We start from the raw sequence: 21,177 nt of genomic DNA, 5'->3' as shown, positions 1-21,177 counted from the left end.
TGTCTCTCTTTGAAACAGAACTGACCCGATGCGGATCGAAGCGGCCAAACACCTTAACCACCAGCGTCTCGATATGACGACGCCGGATGAGTCGCGGCAAGGCCCCGTTAGCCAGGAATCCGGCGACGCGGCCGAGCCGGGCCGCGCGCTGGTGGCGACCGGACCGCAACCAATGGCCGAACCGGCACCTAACTACCGCCAGGCGACGTTCCTCGCGCAGTTAATCGCGACACGGGATCACGCTCCGCAGACCCGCGAGCGCCGCCGCGCCGAGCCCGTGGAGGCGCTGGCGGCCTACCGGGCCACAGCCGCCTTGGTCTAGGTTTCTCTGTCCGAAAATCAGTAGCCGAGCGCCAACCCGTCCTTGCGCGGATCGGAACCGCCGATCAGCACACCGCACTGCCAGTCGATCTTGACCGTCTGGCCGCCGCCCCAGGGGTTGAGCGGCTCACCAATGATGTGGCCACGCGCCTTCAGGCCATCGATCGTCTTCTGCGACGCGCCGCGCTCGACCAGCACCTTGCCGCTCTCGACCAGGAAGCGTGGGAAGTCGATCGCTTCCTGCACGTCCATGCCGTAATCGAGCATGTTCATGACGATCTGCGCGTGGCCCATCGGCTGATATTCGCCGCCCATGACGCCGAAGCTCATGTCGCAGCGACCGTCCTTCATGGTCATGCCGGGAATGATGGTGTGCATCGGCCGCTTGTTCGGGCCGAAGGTGTTGGCGTGATCCGGCTTGAGCGTGAAGCAGGCGCCACGATTGGTGAGCATGATGCCGGACTTCTCGGTGCAGACGCCGAGACCGAAAGCCGAGTAAAGCGAATTGATGAAGGAGACCGCGGTACGGTCCTTGTCGACGACCGTGAGATAGATCGTGTCGCTGCCCGGCGTCGGCGCATCGGGAAAATCGGCGCGTTTGTTCATGTCGATCTTGGCGGCGAGCTTTTTGGCAAAGCCCTTGTCGAGAAGATCGGACACTTTGACCCGCATATGCGCGATGTCGGCCAGATGTGCATCGCGGATGGCATAGCCGAGACGCGCGGCTTCAAGCTGCAAATGAAAGCGCTCGGGCCCGAACGGATCGAGCGCCTTGACGTCGAAGTTCTCGAGGATGTTGAGCATGATCAGGGCCACGATGCCCTGCCCGTTCGGCGGGATCTCGAGGAGATCGAGGCCGCGATAATTCGTCGAGATCGGCGTGACTTCATCGCCGCGATGCGCGCTGAAATCTTCCGCGGTCAGGAACGAGCCCTTGGCGGCAAGCGTCCTGGCCATGTCGTCAGCCAGTTCGCCTTCGTAGAAGGCGCGCGGACCTTTGGCGCCGAGCGTGCGCAGAGTCTGGCCAAGCGCCGGCGATTTGACGATGTCACCTTCCTTCGGCGCCTGGCCGTTGAACAGATAATGCTTCGTCGCGCCGGCATCCTTGCTGAGCTTGGCGACGTAGCGGTTCCAGTCCCAAGCCACTTTCGCCGCGACCGGCCAGCCGTTTTCGGCGTAGTGAATGGCGCGCTGCAGAACGCGATCGAGGCCGAAGCGGCCATGCGTCTTCAGCACCGCGCCCCAGGCGTCGAGCGCGCCCGGCACGGTGACGGCGTGAATCGAGTCGCCAATCTCTTTCAGACCTTGCGAGCGCAGCGCGTCAACGGACGCCTTGGCACCAGCGCGACCTGAACCGTTGTAGCCCCACACCGGCTTGCCGGGCTTCGACACCAGCGCGTAGCAATCGCCGCCGATGCCGGTCATGTGCGGCTCGACGACACATAAGGTGGCGCAGGCCGCGACCGCGGCGTCGGCAGCAGTGCCGCCATCGCGCAGGATATCGATAGCGGCGAGCGTCGCCAGCGGATGAGAAGTCGCTGCCATACCGTCGCAGGCGATTACCGGCGAACGGCCGGGCAACTGGAAGTCACGTGACATGGAAAGCTCAGGAGGTGGGAGAGGAAGTTGGGAAACCGTCGACCGAGAGGTCGCGCTGCGCGGTGCGCAAAGTCACGGCGAAGCCGGCCAGCACATCGACAAGACTGATCGCCATCAGCAAGAAGAACGTCGCGGTCGCCGCCTGCGGCACGAGTAGAAACTCGACCATCATGGCGAGGAACAGGAGCAGCGACAGCGCGTGATCGACCACCGCACGGGTGCCGATGCGCGTCGCTTTGACGATTTCACCGAACAGGAAAACGAGCGACACCGCGATCAGGATATCGCCCGCGGACATCGTCCACTCGCCACCGGACACCAGGTGTACGCGCGTAGCGACATCGGACCAGCTCACACCGGCCCAGAGAAAAGCGATGATGTTGTAGATCGCGAAAGGAACCAGCAGCAGGGGAAAGCCGAGCAGGTACATGAGCCAGCCTTCCTCCGCCGAGTGAGAGGCGTTCTTACGCCTCGGTCTTCACCTTCAGAACCTGGCGGCCGCGATACATGCCGGTCTTCAGGTCGATGTGGTGCGGACGGCGCAGTTCGCCGGAATCCTTGTCTTCGACGTAGGTCGGCTGCTTCAGCGCGTCGGCCGAGCGGCGCATACCGCGCTTCGACGGCGACGTTTTTCTCTTTGGCACAGCCATGGGGTTGAACTCCTGATAGGCGCAAATTGTCGGTTTGGAGCCGGGCTTATAGAGGATGAAACGGCCCAATACCAGCCCCAAAGGCGCGGATTTGACTCACGGAACCTGGCGTTTTGGCCGCAGACAGGCCGCCGCCTCGGGCGCGGACGCCGCGCGGCGCTGGTAGAGGCCCGCCAGCCGCCGCAGGCCCGGACCGGGCCTTTTGGCGTCCCGGGTCACCGGATTGGGCAGGCTCGCGGCCAGAAGCGCGGCCTGATAGGGGCTGAGGCTATCCGCCCCCCGGCCGAAGGCCCGTTTGGCGGCCTCTTCGACCCCGAATTCGCCGTTCGGACCCAATTCCGCGATGTTGAGGTAAATCTCCAAAATCCGCTGCTTGGGCAGGATGAGATCGATCCACAGCGCCAGCGGCGCCTCCAGCGCCTTGCGGACGTAGCTGCGGCCCTGCCAGAGGAACAGGTTCTTGGCGACCTGCTGGGTGATGGTCGAGCCGCCGCGGACGTCGTCGAAGCCTTCGGCGTCATCGATGGCGTTCTGGATTTCGGTCAGGTCGAGGCCGAAATGGCTGCAAAACCGGCCGTCCTCGGCGACGATCACCGCCAGCCGCAAATCCGGGTCGATCTTGCCCAGCGGCACCCAGGTCCGCTCCACCCGCTGGCCGGTCGCGAGCCGCCACAGCATCAGGGTCGAGGGCGGATTAACCACGGCATAAAGCGGCGTCAGCGCGTAAGGCAGCAGCAACAACACCAGCACGACGGACAACGCCGTCCGCCACGCCGACCGCTTCCGGCGAGCAAATCCGGGCCGCAATGAGGGCAGGAAGTCCGAGCGACTGATCACGTCGTCACTGTAACCGATTGCGGGCTCGGGTTGCGGCCCAGTCGGCCTCAAGGCTAACAAGGCGCCATGAGTTCCCAACCGAGTTCGTTTGCCGACAAGCTCAATGCCGTGGCCAGCGACAGCGAAGCGCTGCTGGCGCGCCTGCTCGACGGCACGCCGCTTTCCGGCGAGACGGCGCGGCCGGAGCGGCTGATCGCGGCGATGCGCCACGCCGTGCTCGGCGGTGGCAAAAGGCTGCGGCCTTTTCTCGTTGTCGAAAGCGCCGCTCTGTTCGACGCCCCGCGTGAAGGCGCGCTGCTGACGGGCGCCGCGCTCGAACTGCTGCACTGCTATTCGCTGGTCCATGACGACCTGCCGGCGATGGACAATGATGACCTGCGCCGCGGCAGGCCCACCGTGCACAAGGCCTATGACGAAGCCACCGCCATTCTTGCCGGCGATGCGCTGCTGACTTTGGCCTTCGACATTCTCGCGCGCGACGAGGTGCACAATGATGCGGGCGTTCGCATCGCGCTGGTGCGCGATCTTGCGCGCGCATCCGGCCTTGGCGGCATGGCCGGCGGACAGATGCTCGATCTATCCGCCGAGGGACGCTTCGCGGCCAAGCGTATGTTGAGCGAAAATGAGATCGTCACTTTGCAGGCGATGAAGACCGGCGCGCTGCTGCGCTTTGCCTGCCGCGCCGGCGCCATCCTGGGTCAGGCGAACGCCGTGCACCTCGCCGCGATGGAACAATACGGCGCCGCGATCGGCGAAGCCTTCCAGATCGCCGACGACCTGCTCGACGTCGAAGGCGATGCAGCGACGCTCGGCAAGGCCGCCGGCAAGGACGCGGGCGCAGGCAAAGCGACTCTGGTCGCCGCGCTCGGCGTTGCCGGTGCGCGCGCGAAACTCGAAAGTTTGATCGAAAGGGCGGAGGCCGCGCTGGCACCGTTCGGCGCCAAGGCCGATACTCTGCGCGCCGCCGCCCGCTTCATCGCCGAACGGCGAAACTGACCGGACACCAGCAACCGCTTCCATGGCCAGAGCCAGACCCGCCGCCGCCCGACCGCCGATGCCCATTCGCATTGGCAAGGCGCATTTCAAGCTCGTCATCGCCATCGTGGCCGGTCTCGCCTGCGGGCTGGCGCTGCTCCCATTAAAGATAGACGCGATCGCGCGTCTGCTCGCCGCATGGGATGTCGGACTCGTTGTCTATCTGGCGCTCGCCGCGCGCTTCCGGCAACGCCACGACGTCACGGCGATCCGCAAGCGCGCCGCCGAGCAGGATGAGGGCGGCCTCGCAATTCTGGTGCTGTCGATCATCGCCACCTTCGCCAGCCTCGTCGCCGCCGTCTTCGCGCTGGTCGGCGCCAAGCAGGGCGACGCGCCGCTCGCCATCGGCCTGACCATCGTCACGATCGTTTTGTCCTGGACCTTCGTGCATACGATCTTCGCGTTTCACTACGCGCATGAGTATTACGGACGAGGCCGCGACGACGTTATCGGCGGGCTCGAGTTTCCCGGCGACAAGGCGCCGGACTATCGCGACTTCCTGTATTTCTCGCTGGTCATCGGTATGACCTCGCAGGTCTCCGACGTGCAGATCACGTCGAAAGAACTGCGCCGCATGGTGTCGATGCACGGCGTGCTGTCGTTCTTCTTCAATCTCGTGGTGCTGGCGTTGACCGTGAATGTGGTCGCGAATTTGATCTAGGGCGTCGGCGCTTTCACCCACTCGATATCGATGAACAGCGAGGCGTCCTTGTCGCGCTTGCGCGGTTGCTTGTCCGCGGGCGCCGCATAAGTGATGCGCACCGACTTGTCGCTGGTCCATTCGATTTTCGGCACCGGCGCGTCCTTTGACGGCGTGGCGCAGGGCGCGCCATAGACTTCGTAGGCGCGCTTGGACGAAACAAAGCTCTCCGGATAAAGCGCCAGATAGATGGCGATGGTATCGACGCAGAACGGCTCGGGCTTGTCGCCGTAGACGCGCATGTGCACGGCCTTGTAGCGGCCGCCCGGCGCCACGACGGTGTCGATGTTGCGCTGCGCGCGATCGATGGTCGCGGCGTAATAGATGGTGATGCCGACCATTAGCAGGCCGAATGCAAGGAAGGTCAGCAGGACGGCTTTGGCTTTCACGCGTTTCTTTCGTGCGGGATGATTTGTGCTCTACTCGGCCGCGGTGCGCGAGCCGGTGCCCCAGCGGCGTTCGATATAGTCGATCACCATCTGCTTGAAATCGGCGCTCAATGTCGCACCGCGCAAGGTCGCAGCCTTCTTGCCGTCGATGAAGACCGGCGCGGTCGGCTGTTCGCCGGTGCCGGGCAGCGAGATGCCGATGTCGGCGTGCTTGGATTCGCCGGGGCCGTTGACGATGCAGCCCATCACAGCAACATTCAAAGTCTCCACGCCGGGATAGCGCGTCTTCCATTCCGGCATCGAGTCGCGGATGAAGCTCTGGATGTCGGAGGCCAGTTCCTGGAACGTCGTCGACGTCGTGCGGCCGCAACCGGGGCACGCCGCGACCAGCGGCACGAAAGTGCGCAGGCCCATGGTCTGCAGCAGTTCCTGCGCCACCTGAACTTCGCGCGTGCGATCACCGCCCGGCTCGGGCGTCAGCGAAATGCGGATGGTGTCGCCGATACCCTGCTGCAGCAGCACGCCCATCGACGCCGCCGAGGCGACAATGCCCTTGGTCCCCATGCCGGCTTCGGTGAGGCCGAGATGCAGCGCGTAATCGGAGCGGCGCGCAAGCTCGGTGTAAACCGCGATGAGGTCCTGCACCGCGGAGACCTTGGCCGACAGGATGATGCGATTCTTCGGCAGGCCGATCTCCTCGGCGCGCGCCGCGGACAGCAGCGCCGACTGCACCATGGCTTCGTGCGTCACGGCGCGGGCGTCGATCGGATTGGCCGACTGGGAGTTCTCGTCCATCAGCTTCGTCAGAAGCTCCTGATCGAGCGAGCCCCAGTTGACGCCGATGCGCACCGGCTTGCCGTGTTTGATCGCCATCTCGACGATCTGGGTGAATTGCGGATCGCGCTTGTTCTTGAAGCCGACATTGCCGGGATTGATGCGGTACTTGTCGAGCGCCTCGGCACAGCCCGGATAATCGCTGAGCAGCGTATGGCCGTTGTAGTGGAAGTCGCCGACGATCGGCACGCGCACATTCATTTGCGCCAGCCGCTCCTTGATCGCCGGCACCGCGGCCGCGGCCTCGTCGCGATCGACCGTGATGCGCACGAGTTCCGAACCGGCTCTCGCCAGCGCCGCGATTTGGCGCGCGGTGCCCTCGACATCGGCGGTGTCGGTGTTGGTCATCGACTGCACGACGATCGGCGCGCCGCCGCCGACGGTGACGCCGGCAACATCGACTGCGACGGTTCTGTGACGGGCGGCGGGGCTCATGCGCAAGGTCGTTCTATCTGTCCTGACGGCACGGGAGTGCCAGACAAATATGGCAGGGTCAACGCAGGCGCAAAGGGCCTTGTTACGGCCCTGACTGCCACGCAAAATGACGCCTTTCCGCAGGCAAACGACGGCAAGGAAACGATGGATCAGGCAACCGAGATGAAGGTCACGTTCCGCTGCCTGCCGGAGCTGGAGGCAATCCTGCCGCGCCCGATACCCGCGGTGCAGGGCCTGCCGCACTGGTTCAAGACCATGGCGCAGAAGGCTTTCAGCGAGACCGCCCACCAGGAGGTCATGACCATCAAGAAATGCCCGCCGGTGGTCGACGCCATGGTCTACGGCTTCTTCATCCCGCTGGCCGCCGACCTCAAGGTGGAGAACGGCGAATTCTCGTGGGAGCGCGAGGTGCCGGCGACCGAGGTCACGAAGTTCTCATGCTCGCCGATCGATTTCCATGACGGCGCGCAGGTCGAAGGCTCGCCGTTCTTTAAAGACGACCGCTTCATCATCAAGTTCAACAATTTCTGGACCATCGAAACGCCGCCCGGCTATTCGCTGCTGTTCACCCATCCGCTCAACAGGATCGATCTGCCGTTCACCACGATCAGCGGCATGGTCGACACCGATCTGTTTCCCGACAATCTTGTCAACTTCCCGGCGCGCTGGCACGACGAAAATTTCAATGGCGTACTGCCGAAGGGCACACCGGTCGCGCAGTGCATCCCGGTGAAGCGCGAATTGTGGAGCGGCCACATCGAGACGATGACGCCTGACCGCGCGAAGAAGCTCAGCGACATGACCACAGCGCTGGCGCAGCAGACCGGAGTCTACCGGCGGAATTTTCGCGCGCAGAAGCGCTAGCTCTTTTTGTTTTGACGCGTTTTCCTCACGCAAACCGGTATCCACTTCGCTCGAAAACGCTATCGTTTTTCCTTGATGGCGCGGGCGGCATCGCTCGGGCGTAGCCAGAAACGGCCGCGCTGCGCGGTCACGGCGAGGCGGAGCGCCTGCCCGTAGAACTTCGGACCGCGTTCGGCGGCCGCGCGCATGTTGTCATAGGCCGCGCCATCCTTGCCGAGATGCAGCATGCAATTGGCGAGGCCGAGCCGGGCATGTGCATTGTCCGGATTGGCCGTGACCATGGCACGAAACAGAACCGCGGCCTGCGCATAATCGCGATCGTCTATCAGCACCATGCCGAGCGCTTCGGCGGCGGCATAATGTCCCGGCGCAAGACCGAGCACGCGCTCGAAACACTGGCGTGCATTCTTCCGGTCACCGGCGGCGAGGTAGCAATTGCCGAGCCGGGCGATCATGTCGATCATGGCCGGCGCGATCGCGATGCCCTGCCTGTACGCCGCGATGGCTTCATTTATGCGGCCGCGTTCGGCCAAGGTCCTGCCCAGTTCGTAGAAGGCCATCGGATATTTCGGATCGCGCTTGATGGCGCGATTGAAGGCCGCGATAGCCTCGTCGCCGCGGCCGGCCTGCCGCAGCGCGATCCCGTAAGCGGTGTCGGCTTCGGCATCGCGGTTGCCGCGCGCGGCCTTTTCGAGAACGGCGACAGCTTCGTCATCCCGGCCGAGCATCATCAGCGCATAGCCGAGCACCTTGGCCGCTTCGCGCTCGCCGGCATTGGCCGCAAGAACTTCGGACGCGATGCGTTCGGCATCGACGGGCCGGCCGGTTTCGAGCGCGTGGCGCGCATGCTGCAGCGCCTCCGCCACGGCGGCCGGTCGCGCTTTGCCGTCGGAGGAATTCGAGCGCATAGCGAAAAAGCTATCAGCTCCGCGGTCTGTTCACCAGCACAAGACCGGCGGCAACGAAGGCCACAGCCGCCAGGAAGGCCAGCGTCAGCGGCTCGCCCATGACGAAATGACCGGCGGCGACGCCGAACAACGGCGTCAGGAAGGTGAAGGCCGAGACGCGGCTGGCCGAATATTTCTTGATGAGCGCGAACCAGATGACGAAGGTGACGCTGACGACCCAGACAGCCTGATACGCCATCCAGGCCAGCGCCTGCTGGTCCGGCCAGCGTTCGATACGTTCGCCGGCGAACCACGCCGCGAGCGCCATCATCGGCGCCGAAGAGACGAGCTGATACAGCATCACCTTTTCCGGGAACGTGCCGTTGAGGCGGCTGGCCTTGATGATGAGCGTGGTACCGGCCCAGAAAACAGCGGCTCCGATCATCATCAGATCGCCGAGGGTCTGCCGCGGATCGAGCGCCGGCGTCGGGACGCCGAACGCCACGATCATGCCGACGAACGACAGACCGAGACCCAGCCATTGCGATGGACGGAATCGGTCTGCGGGCATCAGCACGCGCGCGCCGAGCACCACGATGAACGGCGCAAGATAGAGAAACACCGCCGCGCGGGTCGCGGTCGTATAGACGAGGCCCTGATAGATCAGGATGAACTCGAGGCCGAACATGAGGCCGACGGCGATGCCGGCGATCAAGGTGCCGTCACGCCGGAACAGCGGAATGCCCCGCACCGCACACCATCCCGCGACCAGGATCGTCGCGATGACGGAGCGGATCGTCGCCTGCAGCATCGGCGGAACGTCATGCAGCGCCAGCTTCACCGCGACGTGGTTGAAACCCCACGACAGGCACAGCAGCACGATGACGGCGATGGCTATCGCATCGAGCGGACGGGTGGTGTGGTGATGGATCGGCGGAGCGTTCGGCTCCGACGGCGCAGTCGACGACATGAACAAGCGATTCCCGGCGGCACTTTTTGTCATGCCCCGCAAAAGCGGGGCATCCAGTAATCTCGGTTGTCCCCGATTACTGGATCGTCCGCTTTCGCGGACGATGACGATGCTTTACCGGTTGCGTCGCGTCACGCCAACCGGCGATCAGGCGGACCTGATCAGGTGGATCTGCAATGCGCGCAGGTTCCGGAGATTTCGATGACCGGGGTCTTGGGCGCGAAACCGGCGGCGCGCGTGGCCGCCTTGATGGCATCGGCAATAGCGGCGCCGGTCGCTTCGCCGACAGCACCGCAGGTGTCGCAAATCAGGAACACCACCGGATCGCCGCTGGCGTGATTGTGCACGCAGGCGATGAAGGCGTTGCGGCTTTCGATGCGGTGGACGAGGCCCTGCTCGCGCAAGAAGTCGAGCGCGCGATAGATTGTGATCGGCGCCGGGCGGCCGCCCTCGCCGGCATCGGCGAGCCGGTCGATCAGCTCATAGGCGCCAAGGGGCGCATGGCTCGCCAGCAAGGCCTCGAGGACGCGGCGGCGGATCGGCGTCAGGCGTTCCTTGTTAGCAGCGCAGACCGCCTCGGCATGCGCGATCGCGTCCGCGGCGCAGCGACCGTGATCGTGATCCGGCGTCGGAAATATGTCTCGGCTGTGGTCGTGTGCCTGGGCTTTTTTTGCCACGGTTCTGCTCACCAAAAGGGTCGGCCGGTCACGCCGAAGTGTAGCCGATAGCGGCTCCAGCGTCGCCCGCTTCAACATATATATTGCGACGCAATAAAAATAGGGGCAGGTTCCAGACAGCCTCCGACCCGTTCATCTACCGCACAGCGCCGACACGGCCTCAACGATCACGAGGACTTCCATGCTCAAAGGCAAAACCGCACTCGTCACCGGCTCGACCTCCGGCATCGGGCTCGCCACCGCCCGGGCACTGGCGGCCGACGGCGCCAACCTCATGCTCAACGGCTTCGGCGACAAGGACACGATCGAGGCGATCCGCTCCGGCCTCGAGAAGGAGTTCGGCATCAAGGCCAGCTATTCGGGGGCCGACATGTCGAAGGCGGCCGAGATCGCCGAAATGGTGGCAACGACGGAAAAGGAATTCGGCTCGCTCGACGTCCTGGTCAACAATGCCGGCATCCAGTTCGTCGCCAACATCGAGGACTTCCCGGTCGAGCGCTGGGACGCGGTCATCGCCATCAATCTGTCGTCGGCCTTCCATACGATCCGCGCGGCGATGCCGGGCATGAAGAAGCGGAAATGGGGCCGTATCATCAACATCGCTTCGGCGCACGGACTGGTCGCCAGCGCGCAGAAGGTCGCCTATGTCGCGGCCAAGCACGGCATCGTCGGCCTCACCAAAGTGGTTGCGATCGAAGCCGCCAATGCCGGCGTGACCTGCAACGCCATCTGCCCCGGCTGGGTGCTGACGCCTTTGGTGCAGAAGCAGATCGACGATCGCGCCAAAGCGTCCGGAAAGCCGGTGCGCGATGAAGAAATCGCGCTCCTCTCCGAAAAGCAGCCGATGCACCAATTCACCAAACCGGAGAGTATCGGCGCGCTCGCGGTGTTCCTGTCGGGCGACGCGGCCGCCTCAATCACCGGCTCGGCCTATTCCATCGACGGCGGCTGGGTGGCGCAATAATGGCGCTTGGCGCATGAACGATTTTCTCTCGCGACTGTTCTGGGGCGAACAGAAGGACGAACAAACCCGGCCGGGCGGAGGGAAGAAGAAGCGCATCAATCTGGCGCTGCAGGGCGGCGGCGCGCATGGCGCCTTTACCTGGGGCGTGATCGATCATCTGCTCGAGGACGGCCGCCTCGCTGTCGAGGGCATTTCCGGCACCTCGGCCGGCGCCGTCAACGCTGTCATGTTGGCCGACGGCCTCAATCGCGGCGGCCCGGATGAAGCGCGCAAGCGCCTCGCCGATTTCTGGCGCGCGGCGAGCCTCGGCGGCGACCTGCCGGCGGTGCAGCGCGCCGTCACCGACAAATTGTTCGCGCTGTGGCCTGGCGAAGGCTCGCCGACCTTCAACTGGCTGCAGGCGTGGTCGCAGCAACTGTCGCCCTACGATCTCAATCCGCTCAACATCAATCCACTCAAGGACCTCATCGAGCGCTTTGTCGATTTCGACGGCTTGCGCAAGGACGGCCGGCAGATATTCATCGCCGCGACCAATGTGCAGACCGGGAAGCTGCATATCTTTCCGAAGGACAAGATTTCCGCCGAAGCGGTGATGGCCTCGGCCTGCCTGCCGGCCGTGTTTCAGGCGGTCGAGATCGACGGCGTGCCTTACTGGGATGGCGGCTATCTCGGCAATCCGGTGATCTTCCCGTTCTTCCGCTCGACGCAGACGGAGGACGTTCTGATCGTCCAGATCAATCCGCTGATGCGCAAGAAAATCCCGCAGACGACGCGCGAGATCATGGGCCGCGTCAACGAGATCACCTTCAACTCGGCGCTAATGTTCGAGCTGCGCGCCATCGAATTCGTCAACCGGCTGATCGACCAGCGCCGGCTGCCGCACGGCACCGGGCCGAACGAGTACCGCCATATCAAGGTGCATCGCATCGTCATGGACGGCCTGGGCGAGCGCTTCTCCGCCTCGACCAAGCTGCGCAACGATTTCGAGTCGCTCGATTTATTGCGCAAGCTCGGCCAGCGCGCCGCACGGCGCTTCCTCGACAATCACTTCGCCGATATCGGCGTGCGCTCAAGCGTCGATCTCAAGGCGGAAGTAGCGTCGGAGCAGAGTTAAGCGCCCGCCGCCGGTTAGAGCATGATCCCGAAAAGTGGGAACCGGTTTTCGGAAAAGATCATGCTCAAACAAAAAGCTAGACCATGATCGGATTCAATCCGAATGGATCATGGTCTAGTGCGGCGAGAACTCCTGCCGAATCTTTTCGCTATGCGCGCCGAGCGCCGGGATGTCCCCGTAGTGGCGCTCCTCGCCGACGAAGCGCGCGCCCGGCGCCGGCGTTGAGGCCGGGCCGCTCGGTGTCCCGACCGTGACGCGCCGCAGATGCGGATGCGTTGACAGCAGCGCCGAGTCGTTGACGCGGGCGAAGGCAATATCGGCGGCGGCGAGCTTCTTCATCAAGGGCTCGACATCCTGCTCGCCGAACACCGCGGCGACGGCGGCGTCGGTCTCGGCGCGATTGGCCTGACGCTGCGGATTGGTGGCAAAGCGTTCGTCGGTGCCGAGCGCGGCATTGCCGAGCACCTTGTCGGCAAGCACGCGCCATTCGCGGTCGTTTTGAATCGAGATCAGAATGTCGGCGCCGTCGCGGGTCTGGAACACGCCGTAAGGCGCGATGGTCGGATGCTTGAGGCCGACGCGCTTGAACGGATTGCCCCATTCCTGATTGAGCAGAGGAATCGTCATCCACTCCGCCATGGCATCGAACATCGACACCGAGATAGTGGCGCCCTCGCCGGTGCGGCTGCGGCGGATCAGCGCCTCGAGAATCGCCTCATAGGCGCTGAGGCCGGCGGCGATATCCACGACGGAGACGCCGACGCGCGCCGGCGCTTCCGGCCCGCCGGTCACCGACGCGAGACCCGACTCGGCCTGGATCAGAAGATCGTAAGCCTTGCGCTGCGCGTAGGGCCCGCTTTCGCCGTAGCCGGAAATCGAGGCGCAGATCAGCTTGGGATAATCCTTGCGCAGGCGCTCGAATGAAAAGCCGAGTTTGCCGAGCGCGCCGGGTTTCAAGTTCTGCACGAAGACGTCGGCCTTTGCGAGCATCGCCTCGAGCAGTGCCTTGTCTTCTTCTTTGGTGAGATCGCAGACCACCGACTCCTTGCCGCGGTTGAGCCAGACCAGATGCGCGCTCTCGCCATGGACGATGTAATCGTAGTGTCGGGCAAAATCGCCTTCCGGCCGCTCGACCTTGATGACGCGCGCGCCGGCATCGGCGAGGCGGCAGGTGCATTGCGGCGCGGCGACGGCCTGTTCGACCGAGACGACGAGGATGCCTTCGAGAGGGAGAGTCATTTTGAAAGCGCTCAATACGACCTCGGCAAACCAAGCACATGCTCGGCCAGATACGACAGGATGAGATTGGTCGAGATCGGCGCCACCTGATAGAGGCGCGTTTCGCGGAACTTGCGCTCGACGTCGTATTCCTCGGCAAAGCCGAAGCCGCCATGCGTCTGCACGCACATGTCGGCGGCAGCCCATGAGGCGTCGGCGGCCAAGAGCTTCGCCATGTTCGCCTCGGCGCCGAGATCCTCGCCGGCTTCGTATTTGCGGCAGGCCTCGTGCACCATCAGTTCGGCGGCGCGCATCTGCGCATAGGCGCGCGCGATGGGGAATTGAACGCCCTGGTTCTGACCGATCGGACGGCCGAACAGCACCCGCTCCTTGGCATAGGCGGACGCCTTGTCGATGAACCACTTGGCGTCGCCGATGCACTCCGAGGCGATGAGGATGCGCTCGGTGTTCATGCCGGAGAGGATATAACGGAAGCCCTTGCCTTCCTCGCCGATGAGATTCTCCGCCGGCACGCGAAGGTCGTCGAAGAACACCTCGGTGGTGGCGTGGTTCATCATGGTACGGATCGGCTTGATGGTGATGCTGGCGCCACGCGCTAGCTTCATGTCCACCAGAAACACCGACAGGCCGTCGGTGCGCTTCTTGACCTCTTCCTTCGGCGTTGTGCGCGCGAGCAGCAGCATCAGGTCGGAATGCTCGGCGCGCGAGGTCCAGATCTTCTGACCGTTGATGACATAGTGATCGCCTTCGCGCCGCGCCGTGGTGCGCAGCGACAGAGTATCGGTCCCCGAGGTCGGCTCGGTCACGCCGAAGGCCTGCAGCCGCAGGTCGCCGCTGGCGATGCCGGGCAAATAGGCCTGTTTCTGCGCCGGCGAACCGTGCCGCAGGATGGTCCCCATCGTATACATCTGCGCATGGCAGGCGGCGCCGTTGCAGCCGGCCGCATGCACTTCTTCCATCACCGCGGCCGCGGCTGAAACCGGCAGACCGCTGCCGCCATACTCTTCCGGAATCAGGGCGGCGAGATAACCGGCTTCGGTCAGCGCATCGACGAAGGCGGTCGGATAAGCGCGCTCGCGATCGAGCTCGCGCCAGTATTCGCCGGGAAACCTGGCGCACAGTGCGCGCACGGATTCACGAATATCGCTATATTGATCGCGCGGCCCGGTCATACGTTTCCTCTACTCTTTTACTTCGGCTCGCCCGTTATTGATGGCGATGACGTCCCGCTCCTTAACACGGGCGCGGAACGAGACAACAGCGCCCGCTTCATCGCTGTTCTGCCAGATCTCGGTGCGGATCGTTTCGCCAGGAAATACCGGCGCCGAAAACCGCACCGCCATGGAAGCGAGACGAGCCGGGTCGTAGCCGCACACCGTCTTCAGCAGCGCGTGACCGGCGACGCCCATGGTGGCGAGACCATGCAGGATCGGCCGCGGGAAGCCAGCCGCCCGCGCGAAGGCCGGCTCGGCATGCAAAGGATTGTCGTCGCCGGACAACCGATAGATCAGCGCCATTTCCGGCCGCGTCGGCAGATCGCAGATGATATCCGGCGCGCGATCGGGAATCGGATGCGACGCCGGCGTGTCGCGCCGCGGACCGCCAAACCCGCCATCGGCGCGGCAGAACGTTGTCTGCTTCAAGGTAGCGAGCAAAGTGCCGGTCGCCTTGTCGACGAGGCTGCGCTCGTGGAAGAGCAGCGCGCCCTTGCCCTCACCCTTGTCGATGACACCGACGACGCGCTCCCGCCCGATCACCGTGCCTTGCGTCGGGATCGGCGCATGAAGAACGATGGTCTCCTCGCCGTGGACGATATGGCTCCAGGTCAGGCCGAACTCGGGCCGCAGCATCCACGAATAATCGAAGGCCGGCACGACCGCGAAAGTCGGCAGGACCTTGAGGTTCTTCTCGTAGACGAAAGCGAGTTCATCCTCATTGGTCGGGTCGTAACCGAGGCCGACGCCGAGCGCATAGAGGATGCAATCCTTCGAACCGTAAGTGCGCTCAATGGGCGGGAGCTGGGCGGCAAGAAGAGCGTCGGCGTTCAACGGCATTCGCTGCTCGGAATTCCTTAACCATGACCGGCCGCACTATTGCACCGTGCCGATCGGCGTGTCGAGACGACGATGCCTAATGCAGGCCTAACGGCAAGCCCCGTTTTTCCGGACATTTGCGCGTCGAACTTTCATGAGACCTTATTCCGCATCGGATCAAATCGGTGCCGTCGACTGTCATCAGCCGGGGGGCCGAATGTCCGTTTGCGACCTCGATCCGACTATTGCTCGAATGAACGGCCGCATGCGCGGCAAAGCCGCCGCGACACTTGCCATTGGCTTCGCGTTAGCCGCCGTCGACCCGGTCGACGCCACGATCAGGATAACCGAAACGGCGACAGTCGCGGTGGCGATACCGCAGTCGTGCGACAAGGATGTGGGAAGCGGCGGGCCATCGCTCGCATTCCGTTTCGGCGCGCCGGCGATCCCGGCGATTCAAAGCGTCAATGTCACGACACCAGCGCCGTCCCCATCGATGGAAACGACCGGCAGCGTGCCACCAATGCACAATGAAATGCCGACACCACAGCGGCAGGAAATCGTTGCGTCGGGCGCAACGATCATCGGCATAGCCTCGACTTACGATCCGGGCGACCCAACTGATCTCGATGCCGGCAACGAGGAGACTGCGTCCGGTGAACGTTATGATGCGGATGATTGGACTGCTGCGATCCAGATCGATCTGCGCGACCGCTTCGGTGGCGTCCGCTACGGCCGGAATTATCAGCCGGCCTATGCCCTGGTCGAAGCCGGCGACAAGCGGCTCGTCGTCAGGATCAACGATGTCGGCCCGCTGAAGCCAGGCCGCGTCATCGATCTCAATGTCCGGGCGATGCGCTATTTCGACCCGTCTATGCAGATCGGCCTCATTGCCGACGTCAAGGTGTCGCCGCTGCTGGGCGAGGACTACGCGCTGGGACCCGTCACCGGTCCGATGCCGGTGACGGTCGCCAGTCGCGAACTCGATGTCGTCGCGGGACCGTAATCAGCCGCCCCACACTTCCTTCGAGATATCGACGATCATCTTGAGCTTGGCCCACTGCTCGTCCTCGGCCAGCGTGTTGCCTTCCTCGGTCGAGGCAAAGCCGCACTGCGGCGACAAAGCGAGCTGCTCGAGCGCGACATACTTGGTCGCCTCATCGATGCGCTTCTTGATGTCTTCTTTCTTCTCCAGCGTGCCGCTCTTCGAGGTGACGAGGCCGAGCACGACCACCTTGTTGCCCTTGGGCAGGTAACGCAGCGGCTCGAAGCCGCCGGCGCGGTCGGTGTCGTATTCGAGGAAGTAGCCGTCGTAGTTGCACTTTTCGAGCAGGTTCTGCGCCACCGGCTCGTAGCCGCCCGACGAAATGAAGGTGGAGCGGAAGTTGCCGCGGCAGACATGTGTGGTGATGACCATGTCGGCCGGTTTGGCTTCCAGCGCCTTGTTGATCATCTTGGTATAGCTGTCCTGCAGGTGATCGACGTCGAGGCCGCGTTCGCGAGCTTTCTTCAGCTCCTCCTGCGAGCAGAGATAGGCCCAGGCGGTATCGTCGAACTGCAGATAGCGGCAGCCGGCGTCGTAGAACGCCTTCACCGCCTTCTGATAGGCGATGGCAAGATCGTCGAAAATCGCGTCGCGGTTCGGATAGACACCGGTCTTGACCGCGTCCGGCTCGAGACGGAAGTGCATCACGCTCGGCGCCGGGATGGTCATCTTCGGCGTGCGGCTGGTGTGCGCTTTGAGGAACTTGAAGTGCTCGAGCATCGGGTGGCTGGGGGAGAAGCCGATCTTGCCGGTGATGCTCAGCACCTGCATCTTGGTCTGAACGCCCTGGAACTGGATGCCGTGATCGGACGGGACGACGTCGACCCCGTCGAGCATGCCGAAGAAGTCGTAGTGCCACCAAGCGCGGCGGAATTCGCCGTCGGTGACGGGCTGGAGGCCGATCTCTTCCTGCTTCTTGATGATCTTGATGATCTCGGCGTCTTCGATTGCCTTGAGCTGGGCGTCGGTGATCTCGCCCTTTTCATGCTTCGTCCGCGCCTCATGAATCGCGGTGGTACGCAGGATCGATCCGACCTGATCGGCGCGGAACGGCGGCTTGGTTCTCTGGGACATAGGCTTCTCCTCCAACAAATTGCTGCGTGAAAATTTCCCGTCCGCAGCTTCAGTCCGGGCGTGCCTTTAGCACGGTGAAAGATTGACGTCAGCGGGCACGTGCCCACCTCTTTGGTGTAAAGCCATCCATTAGAGCAGCCCGCCCCGCGCCGCCTGAATCAGGACGACGCCCGGTACCAGATTGCGGGTGCCCTGGTTGCGCAGCGCCAGTTGCAGATTGCGCTGAGCCAGCCGCGCATGCTCGCGCATCAGCGCCTCGGCGCGCATGCCTTCGCGATCCTCGATGGCGTGCACGACGCAATGGTGATGGTCCTGGGCGATGGTCAGGATGTGGCGTGCCTCTGGGAGCTTGGCCTGCACCATGACGAAGCCCGAGGGCGAAGCGAAGGGCAGGTTCGAAACGCGCTCGATCTGACGCTTGACAACCGGGCTATCGGCAGCCTCCGCCAGCAGCGCATGAAAACGGCCGTTGAGATCAACATATTCGGAGAAGTGATCGACGCTCAGGTCCGGCAAGGCGGCGATGTCATCGATCTGCCGCAGAACATCCTTCATATCGCGAATGAGGCCACCGGGCACACCGCGCTCGGCGGCGATACGCGCCGCAAAGCCCTCGACCATGCCGCGCAGGTCGATGGCGTCGTAGACGTCACGCTCGGTGAAAGCCTTGATGGCGAAGCCGCCGGACGGGATCGCCTCGAGAAAACCTTCGTCCTCCAGCCGGACCAAAGCCATGCGGATCGGCGTGCGTGACATGCCCAGCCTGTCGACCAGCGACAGTTCGGAGACGCGGTCGCCGGGCTTGAGACCGCCGGACAGGATCAGGTCGCGCAATGCAAGCTGCGCTTTGACGGTCTGGGACGAGGCGCGGTCGGGTTCGGCCATTGGAACCGATTTGGCGGTGGGCACCGGGTGGGCTCCTTTTTTTCTGCCCAATCCTTGAGGTCGCTGGAATGGCTGTTGTATACGAGGATTAGACCAAATGCCAAATCCGGCCTCGTTCGGGGACAGATTTTGGCGAAATTTTCTGGTTTTAGGCGAGCCTGACCGTTCTATTGTATACGGCCAACCCTCGTGCGGGGCGGCAAAGAACCGGACCGGCGCTCGCAATCAACGAAACACAAGCCCGTGGGAGTGAGACGAAATGGCAAAAAATCTAGAAGAGAAGATCAAGGAGAGCGGCGACATCGTGTCGATGATGCGGAATTCGCAGATCGGCGCCTATGTCTATCCCGTCGTCGCTCCCGAATTCACCAACTGGCGTGACGAGCAGGGCGCCTGGCGCAACACCTGCGTTCTGTTCGACCAGTCGCACCACATGGTCAACCTGTTCGTCGAAGGTCCGGACACCGTCAAGCTCTTGTCCTATCTCTCGACCAACTCGTTCAAGAACTTCAATGTCGATCAGGCCAAGCAGTTCGCGCCCGTGACGCCTTACGGTCATGTGATCGGCGACGGCATCCTGTTTTATCTCGCTGAAAACAGCATGGTCTATGTCGGCCGCAACCCGGCCGCCAACTGGATCGAATTCCACGCCAAGACCGGCGGCTACAACGTCAAGACCACCTATGACGACCGCTCGCCGTCGCGCCCGATGGGCAAGCCGGTGACCCGCAGCTTCTACCGCTATCAGATCCAGGGCCCGAAGGCCCAGGACGTGATCAAGAAGCTCAATGGCGGCACCATGCCGGACATCAAGTTCTTCCGCATGGGCTATATCACCATCGCGGGCCGCAAGGTTCGCGCGCTGCGTCACGGCATGGCCGGCGCGCCGGGCCTCGAAGTCTGGGGTCCTTACGCCGAGGGCGATGACATCCGCAACGCCATCCTCGAAGCCGGCAAGGAATTCGGCATCGTGCCGGTCGGCTCGCGTGCTTACGCGACCAACACGCTGGAATCCGGCTGGATCCCCTCGCCCGTTCCGGCGATCTACACCGGCGACAAGCTCAAGGCCTACCGCGAGTGGCTGCCGCTTTCGAGCTACGAAGCCAATGCCGCGCTCGGTGGCAGCTTCGTGTCGAAGAACATCGAGGATTACTACACGACGCCGTATGAGCTCGGCTACAACACCTTCACCAAGTTCGACCACGACTTCATCGGCTCGGACGCGCTGAAGGCGATGGAAGGCAAGAACAAGCGCAAGAAGGTGACGTTTGCCTGGGAGAACAAGGACGTCGAGCGCATCTGGGCCTCGCAGCTCGCGCCCGAGGGCCAGAATTATAAGTTCATCGACCTGCCGCTGTCGAACTACGCCTCGTCGTCCTATGACGCGGTGATGAGCGGCGGCAAGGTGGCCGGCGCCTCGATGTTCTCGGGCTATTCCTACAACGAGCGCAAGATGCTGTCGCTCGGCTGGGTCGAGGAGGAGTTCTCCAAGCCGGGCACCGAACTGACCCTGGTGTGGGGCGAAGAGAACGGCGGGACCAAGAAGACCACCGTCGAGCGCCACAAGCAGACCGAGGTCAAGGTCATCGTGTCGCCGACGCCGTATTCGGCCGTGGTGCGCGAAGGCTACGAAGGCAAGTGGCGTCACCAGGCGGCGGAGTAAACGCCGCGACCCGATAGCCGGATAAAAACGGCGCGGCATCCGCAAGGGTGCCGCGCCGTCGTCGTTTCTGCGGATGAATCCGTCATCGCTGAGTTACGGCCCGGCTTGTCCCGGCCATCGCGGACGATTTCCAACGGCAAGACCGACGTCGTTGTTTCCGCTCTGTAACAACGCGCCGCATCGCAGGCCGCGGCTTAGTTTGGCCGTAATGAAATTCTCCTGATGCGGAACATACCCATCAGCGACAATAAACATGCATCGCCACACACAGCCTCATCGCAACGCCTCCCGGATTCCGTACAGATTTATCTCTCTGCTGATCGCGTGCACGGCCCTGTTCGGTGCGGCACCGACCCTGGCGCAAATGCCGGGCGGCATGCCCGGCGGCGGCATGCCCGCCGCCAAGCCGCCCGCGCCCGACCCGTTTCTCGCATCGATATCGCGATGGGATGCCAACAACGACGGCACACTGACCTGTGACGAATGGAAGCAATACGCCAATCGTCTGTTCACGATGGCCGACAAGAACGCCAACGGCTTCCTCGACGCCACCGAATTCCAAACCATTCGGCGGGCCGAGCGAATCTTTGCCGATGCCGATTTCGGCTATTTCGACGACAACCACGATGGGCGTGTCAGCCGCGCCGAGTTCGTCGACAAGCCGAGCCCGTTCTTCGCGCGCTATGATTTGAATCGCGATTGCCGCGTGACCAGCCAGGAACTCACTGGCACCGGCGGCGCGCGGCAAGGCGAAGCACCCGGCCGTGGCAAAAGCGGTGGTATGCCGGGCATGGGCGGCGGCCGCGGCGGGTTCTAAATTCGTTCACCGTTTCTTGGAAACAGCCCTCGGCCCGGATGAAGCGAAGCGAAATCCGGATCAGGCGTTGCACCATTCTCCGTTCATTCCCGCGAAGGCGGGAATCCAGCTGGGTCCCCGCTTTCGCGGGGACGAACGGAGTGTG

At 63.5% G+C, this 21,177-nt stretch carries 23 protein-coding genes; 9 read left to right on the top strand and 14 right to left on the bottom strand.

Annotated elements, in window-relative coordinates; all coding sequences use genetic code 11:
• The first annotated feature begins 28 nt into the window (after nucleotides 1-28).
• The gene (locus E8Q40_RS02175) at nucleotides 29-322 is read left to right on the top strand and encodes a hypothetical protein (RefSeq protein ID WP_137042845.1); all 294 of its coding nucleotides are present in this window, start codon (nucleotides 29-31) and stop codon (nucleotides 320-322) included.
• 17 nt (nucleotides 323-339) lie between these two features.
• On the opposite strand, the gene ggt is transcribed toward E8Q40_RS02175, so the two are convergent.
• From ggt to mtgA, 4 genes are all read right to left on the bottom strand, one after another.
• Nucleotides 340-1,920: a gamma-glutamyltransferase gene (gene ggt / locus E8Q40_RS02170; protein WP_137042844.1), complete on the bottom strand. Its 1,581-nt coding sequence runs from the start codon at nucleotides 1,918-1,920 to the stop codon at nucleotides 340-342.
• A gap of 7 nt (nucleotides 1,921-1,927) precedes the next feature.
• Nucleotides 1,928-2,350 (bottom strand): hypothetical protein, encoded by a 423-nt coding sequence (locus tag E8Q40_RS02165; protein WP_137042843.1) that lies wholly within the window; start codon nucleotides 2,348-2,350, stop codon nucleotides 1,928-1,930.
• 34 nt (nucleotides 2,351-2,384) lie between these two features.
• Nucleotides 2,385-2,570 (bottom strand): 50S ribosomal protein L32, encoded by a 186-nt coding sequence (rpmF, locus tag E8Q40_RS02160; RefSeq protein WP_137042842.1) that lies wholly within the window; start codon nucleotides 2,568-2,570, stop codon nucleotides 2,385-2,387.
• A 96-nt stretch (nucleotides 2,571-2,666) separates the two neighbouring features.
• Nucleotides 2,667-3,377 carry a monofunctional biosynthetic peptidoglycan transglycosylase gene (gene mtgA, locus E8Q40_RS02155; RefSeq protein WP_137046545.1) on the bottom strand — a complete coding sequence of 237 codons (711 nt, stop codon included), beginning with the start codon at nucleotides 3,375-3,377 and terminating at the stop codon, nucleotides 2,667-2,669.
• 96 nt (nucleotides 3,378-3,473) lie between these two features.
• Between mtgA and E8Q40_RS02150 the strand changes: the two genes are divergently transcribed.
• On the top strand, nucleotides 3,474-4,403 hold the full coding sequence (locus E8Q40_RS02150; RefSeq protein WP_137042841.1) for a polyprenyl synthetase family protein: 930 nt from the start codon (nucleotides 3,474-3,476) through the stop codon (nucleotides 4,401-4,403).
• Between the two features lie 58 nt (nucleotides 4,404-4,461).
• Nucleotides 4,462-5,103 carry a DUF1345 domain-containing protein gene (locus tag E8Q40_RS02145; protein ID WP_246662985.1) on the top strand — a complete coding sequence of 214 codons (642 nt, stop codon included), beginning with the start codon at nucleotides 4,462-4,464 and terminating at the stop codon, nucleotides 5,101-5,103.
• On the opposite strand, the gene E8Q40_RS02140 is transcribed toward E8Q40_RS02145, so the two are convergent.
• Nucleotides 5,100-5,531, bottom strand: a complete 432-nt coding sequence (locus E8Q40_RS02140; protein WP_137042839.1) for a hypothetical protein — start codon at nucleotides 5,529-5,531, stop codon at nucleotides 5,100-5,102. The two genes, E8Q40_RS02145 and E8Q40_RS02140, sit on opposite strands and share 4 nt — an antisense overlap.
• A 30-nt stretch (nucleotides 5,532-5,561) precedes the next feature.
• The gene (gene ispG / locus E8Q40_RS02135) at nucleotides 5,562-6,800 is read right to left on the bottom strand and encodes a flavodoxin-dependent (E)-4-hydroxy-3-methylbut-2-enyl-diphosphate synthase (protein ID WP_137042838.1); all 1,239 of its coding nucleotides are present in this window, start codon (nucleotides 6,798-6,800) and stop codon (nucleotides 5,562-5,564) included.
• Between the two features lie 144 nt (nucleotides 6,801-6,944).
• Here ispG and E8Q40_RS02130 point away from each other — a divergent pair, with 144 nt between their 5' ends.
• Nucleotides 6,945-7,664: a hypothetical protein gene (locus E8Q40_RS02130; RefSeq protein WP_137042837.1), complete on the top strand. Its 720-nt coding sequence runs from the start codon at nucleotides 6,945-6,947 to the stop codon at nucleotides 7,662-7,664.
• A 59-nt stretch (nucleotides 7,665-7,723) separates the two neighbouring features.
• Here the strand turns inward: E8Q40_RS02130 and E8Q40_RS02125 are convergent, their stop codons facing one another.
• From E8Q40_RS02125 to E8Q40_RS02115, 3 genes are all read right to left on the bottom strand, one after another.
• On the bottom strand, nucleotides 7,724-8,572 hold the full coding sequence (locus tag E8Q40_RS02125) for a lipopolysaccharide assembly protein LapB (protein WP_137042836.1): 849 nt from the start codon (nucleotides 8,570-8,572) through the stop codon (nucleotides 7,724-7,726).
• Nucleotides 8,573-8,585: 13 nt separating this feature from the next.
• A complete protein-coding gene (locus E8Q40_RS02120; RefSeq protein WP_137042835.1) occupies nucleotides 8,586-9,521 on the bottom strand; it encodes a DMT family transporter in 936 nt (311 codons plus the stop codon).
• A gap of 161 nt (nucleotides 9,522-9,682) precedes the next feature.
• Nucleotides 9,683-10,198: a Fur family transcriptional regulator gene (locus E8Q40_RS02115; protein WP_246662984.1), complete on the bottom strand. Its 516-nt coding sequence runs from the start codon at nucleotides 10,196-10,198 to the stop codon at nucleotides 9,683-9,685.
• A 181-nt stretch (nucleotides 10,199-10,379) separates the two neighbouring features.
• Here E8Q40_RS02115 and E8Q40_RS02110 point away from each other — a divergent pair, with 181 nt between their 5' ends.
• Nucleotides 10,380-11,162, top strand: a complete 783-nt coding sequence (locus E8Q40_RS02110) for a 3-hydroxybutyrate dehydrogenase (protein ID WP_137042833.1) — start codon at nucleotides 10,380-10,382, stop codon at nucleotides 11,160-11,162.
• A 13-nt stretch (nucleotides 11,163-11,175) separates the two neighbouring features.
• Nucleotides 11,176-12,276 (top strand): patatin-like phospholipase family protein, encoded by a 1,101-nt coding sequence (locus tag E8Q40_RS02105; protein ID WP_137042832.1) that lies wholly within the window; start codon nucleotides 11,176-11,178, stop codon nucleotides 12,274-12,276.
• A gap of 114 nt (nucleotides 12,277-12,390) precedes the next feature.
• Here E8Q40_RS02105 and E8Q40_RS02100 read toward each other — a convergent pair whose 3' ends face one another.
• The 3 genes from E8Q40_RS02100 to E8Q40_RS02090 are packed head-to-tail and all read right to left on the bottom strand — an operon-like array spanning nucleotide 12,391 to nucleotide 15,569.
• Nucleotides 12,391-13,515: a CaiB/BaiF CoA-transferase family protein gene (locus E8Q40_RS02100; RefSeq protein WP_137042831.1), complete on the bottom strand. Its 1,125-nt coding sequence runs from the start codon at nucleotides 13,513-13,515 to the stop codon at nucleotides 12,391-12,393.
• Between the two features lie 11 nt (nucleotides 13,516-13,526).
• Nucleotides 13,527-14,687 (bottom strand): acyl-CoA dehydrogenase family protein, encoded by a 1,161-nt coding sequence (locus E8Q40_RS02095; protein ID WP_137042830.1) that lies wholly within the window; start codon nucleotides 14,685-14,687, stop codon nucleotides 13,527-13,529.
• Between the two features lie 9 nt (nucleotides 14,688-14,696).
• Entirely contained in the window at nucleotides 14,697-15,569 is an 873-nt protein-coding gene (locus E8Q40_RS02090) for a MaoC/PaaZ C-terminal domain-containing protein (RefSeq protein ID WP_137042829.1), read from the bottom strand.
• A 196-nt stretch (nucleotides 15,570-15,765) separates the two neighbouring features.
• Here E8Q40_RS02090 and E8Q40_RS22165 point away from each other — a divergent pair, with 196 nt between their 5' ends.
• Nucleotides 15,766-16,554 carry a septal ring lytic transglycosylase RlpA family protein gene (locus tag E8Q40_RS22165; RefSeq protein ID WP_246662983.1) on the top strand — a complete coding sequence of 263 codons (789 nt, stop codon included), beginning with the start codon at nucleotides 15,766-15,768 and terminating at the stop codon, nucleotides 16,552-16,554.
• On the opposite strand, the gene E8Q40_RS02080 is transcribed toward E8Q40_RS22165, so the two are convergent.
• Both E8Q40_RS02080 and E8Q40_RS02075 read right to left on the bottom strand, forming a co-directional pair.
• On the bottom strand, nucleotides 16,555-17,667 hold the full coding sequence (locus E8Q40_RS02080; protein WP_137042828.1) for a 5-methyltetrahydropteroyltriglutamate--homocysteine S-methyltransferase: 1,113 nt from the start codon (nucleotides 17,665-17,667) through the stop codon (nucleotides 16,555-16,557).
• A gap of 129 nt (nucleotides 17,668-17,796) precedes the next feature.
• The gene (locus E8Q40_RS02075) at nucleotides 17,797-18,552 is read right to left on the bottom strand and encodes a GntR family transcriptional regulator (protein WP_137046543.1); all 756 of its coding nucleotides are present in this window, start codon (nucleotides 18,550-18,552) and stop codon (nucleotides 17,797-17,799) included.
• Nucleotides 18,553-18,811: 259 nt separating this feature from the next.
• Between E8Q40_RS02075 and E8Q40_RS02070 the strand changes: the two genes are divergently transcribed.
• The gene (locus E8Q40_RS02070; RefSeq protein WP_137042827.1) at nucleotides 18,812-20,215 is read left to right on the top strand and encodes an aminomethyltransferase family protein; all 1,404 of its coding nucleotides are present in this window, start codon (nucleotides 18,812-18,814) and stop codon (nucleotides 20,213-20,215) included.
• 253 nt (nucleotides 20,216-20,468) lie between these two features.
• Nucleotides 20,469-21,032 (top strand): EF-hand domain-containing protein, encoded by a 564-nt coding sequence (locus tag E8Q40_RS02065; RefSeq protein WP_137042826.1) that lies wholly within the window; start codon nucleotides 20,469-20,471, stop codon nucleotides 21,030-21,032.
• Nucleotides 21,033-21,177 lie beyond the last annotated feature (145 nt).

Source organism: Pseudolabrys sp. FHR47, from assembly GCF_005153485.1.
Taxonomy (GTDB): domain Bacteria; phylum Pseudomonadota; class Alphaproteobacteria; order Rhizobiales; family Xanthobacteraceae; genus Pseudolabrys.
This window is presented reverse-complemented; position numbering and strand designations above follow the sequence as displayed.

What these genes read in the sequence shown, in the direction of transcription:
- E8Q40_RS02065 (WP_137042826.1), top strand. Translation starts at nt 20,469, where the DNA reads ATGCATCGCCACACACAGCCTCATCGCAACGCCTCCCGGATTCCGTAC.
- E8Q40_RS02175 (WP_137042845.1), top strand. Translation starts at nt 29, where the DNA reads ATGCGGATCGAAGCGGCCAAACACCTTAACCACCAGCGTCTCGATATG.
- E8Q40_RS02145 (WP_246662985.1), top strand. Translation starts at nt 4,462, where the DNA reads ATGCCCATTCGCATTGGCAAGGCGCATTTCAAGCTCGTCATCGCCATC.
- E8Q40_RS02075 (WP_137046543.1), bottom strand. Translation starts at nt 18,552, where the DNA reads ATGGCCGAACCCGACCGCGCCTCGTCCCAGACCGTCAAAGCGCAGCTT.
- ggt (WP_137042844.1), bottom strand. Translation starts at nt 1,920, where the DNA reads ATGTCACGTGACTTCCAGTTGCCCGGCCGTTCGCCGGTAATCGCCTGC.
- E8Q40_RS02130 (WP_137042837.1), top strand. Translation starts at nt 6,945, where the DNA reads ATGGATCAGGCAACCGAGATGAAGGTCACGTTCCGCTGCCTGCCGGAG.
- E8Q40_RS02080 (WP_137042828.1), bottom strand. Translation starts at nt 17,667, where the DNA reads ATGTCCCAGAGAACCAAGCCGCCGTTCCGCGCCGATCAGGTCGGATCG.
- E8Q40_RS02110 (WP_137042833.1), top strand. Translation starts at nt 10,380, where the DNA reads ATGCTCAAAGGCAAAACCGCACTCGTCACCGGCTCGACCTCCGGCATC.
- E8Q40_RS02150 (WP_137042841.1), top strand. Translation starts at nt 3,474, where the DNA reads ATGAGTTCCCAACCGAGTTCGTTTGCCGACAAGCTCAATGCCGTGGCC.
- E8Q40_RS22165 (WP_246662983.1), top strand. Translation starts at nt 15,766, where the DNA reads ATGTCCGTTTGCGACCTCGATCCGACTATTGCTCGAATGAACGGCCGC.
- E8Q40_RS02120 (WP_137042835.1), bottom strand. Translation starts at nt 9,521, where the DNA reads ATGTCGTCGACTGCGCCGTCGGAGCCGAACGCTCCGCCGATCCATCAC.
- E8Q40_RS02100 (WP_137042831.1), bottom strand. Translation starts at nt 13,515, where the DNA reads ATGACTCTCCCTCTCGAAGGCATCCTCGTCGTCTCGGTCGAACAGGCC.
- ispG (WP_137042838.1), bottom strand. Translation starts at nt 6,800, where the DNA reads ATGAGCCCCGCCGCCCGTCACAGAACCGTCGCAGTCGATGTTGCCGGC.
- E8Q40_RS02105 (WP_137042832.1), top strand. Translation starts at nt 11,176, where the DNA reads ATGAACGATTTTCTCTCGCGACTGTTCTGGGGCGAACAGAAGGACGAA.
- E8Q40_RS02165 (WP_137042843.1), bottom strand. Translation starts at nt 2,350, where the DNA reads ATGTACCTGCTCGGCTTTCCCCTGCTGCTGGTTCCTTTCGCGATCTAC.
- rpmF (WP_137042842.1), bottom strand. Translation starts at nt 2,570, where the DNA reads ATGGCTGTGCCAAAGAGAAAAACGTCGCCGTCGAAGCGCGGTATGCGC.
- E8Q40_RS02070 (WP_137042827.1), top strand. Translation starts at nt 18,812, where the DNA reads ATGGCAAAAAATCTAGAAGAGAAGATCAAGGAGAGCGGCGACATCGTG.
- E8Q40_RS02095 (WP_137042830.1), bottom strand. Translation starts at nt 14,687, where the DNA reads ATGACCGGGCCGCGCGATCAATATAGCGATATTCGTGAATCCGTGCGC.
- E8Q40_RS02090 (WP_137042829.1), bottom strand. Translation starts at nt 15,569, where the DNA reads ATGCCGTTGAACGCCGACGCTCTTCTTGCCGCCCAGCTCCCGCCCATT.
- E8Q40_RS02125 (WP_137042836.1), bottom strand. Translation starts at nt 8,572, where the DNA reads ATGCGCTCGAATTCCTCCGACGGCAAAGCGCGACCGGCCGCCGTGGCG.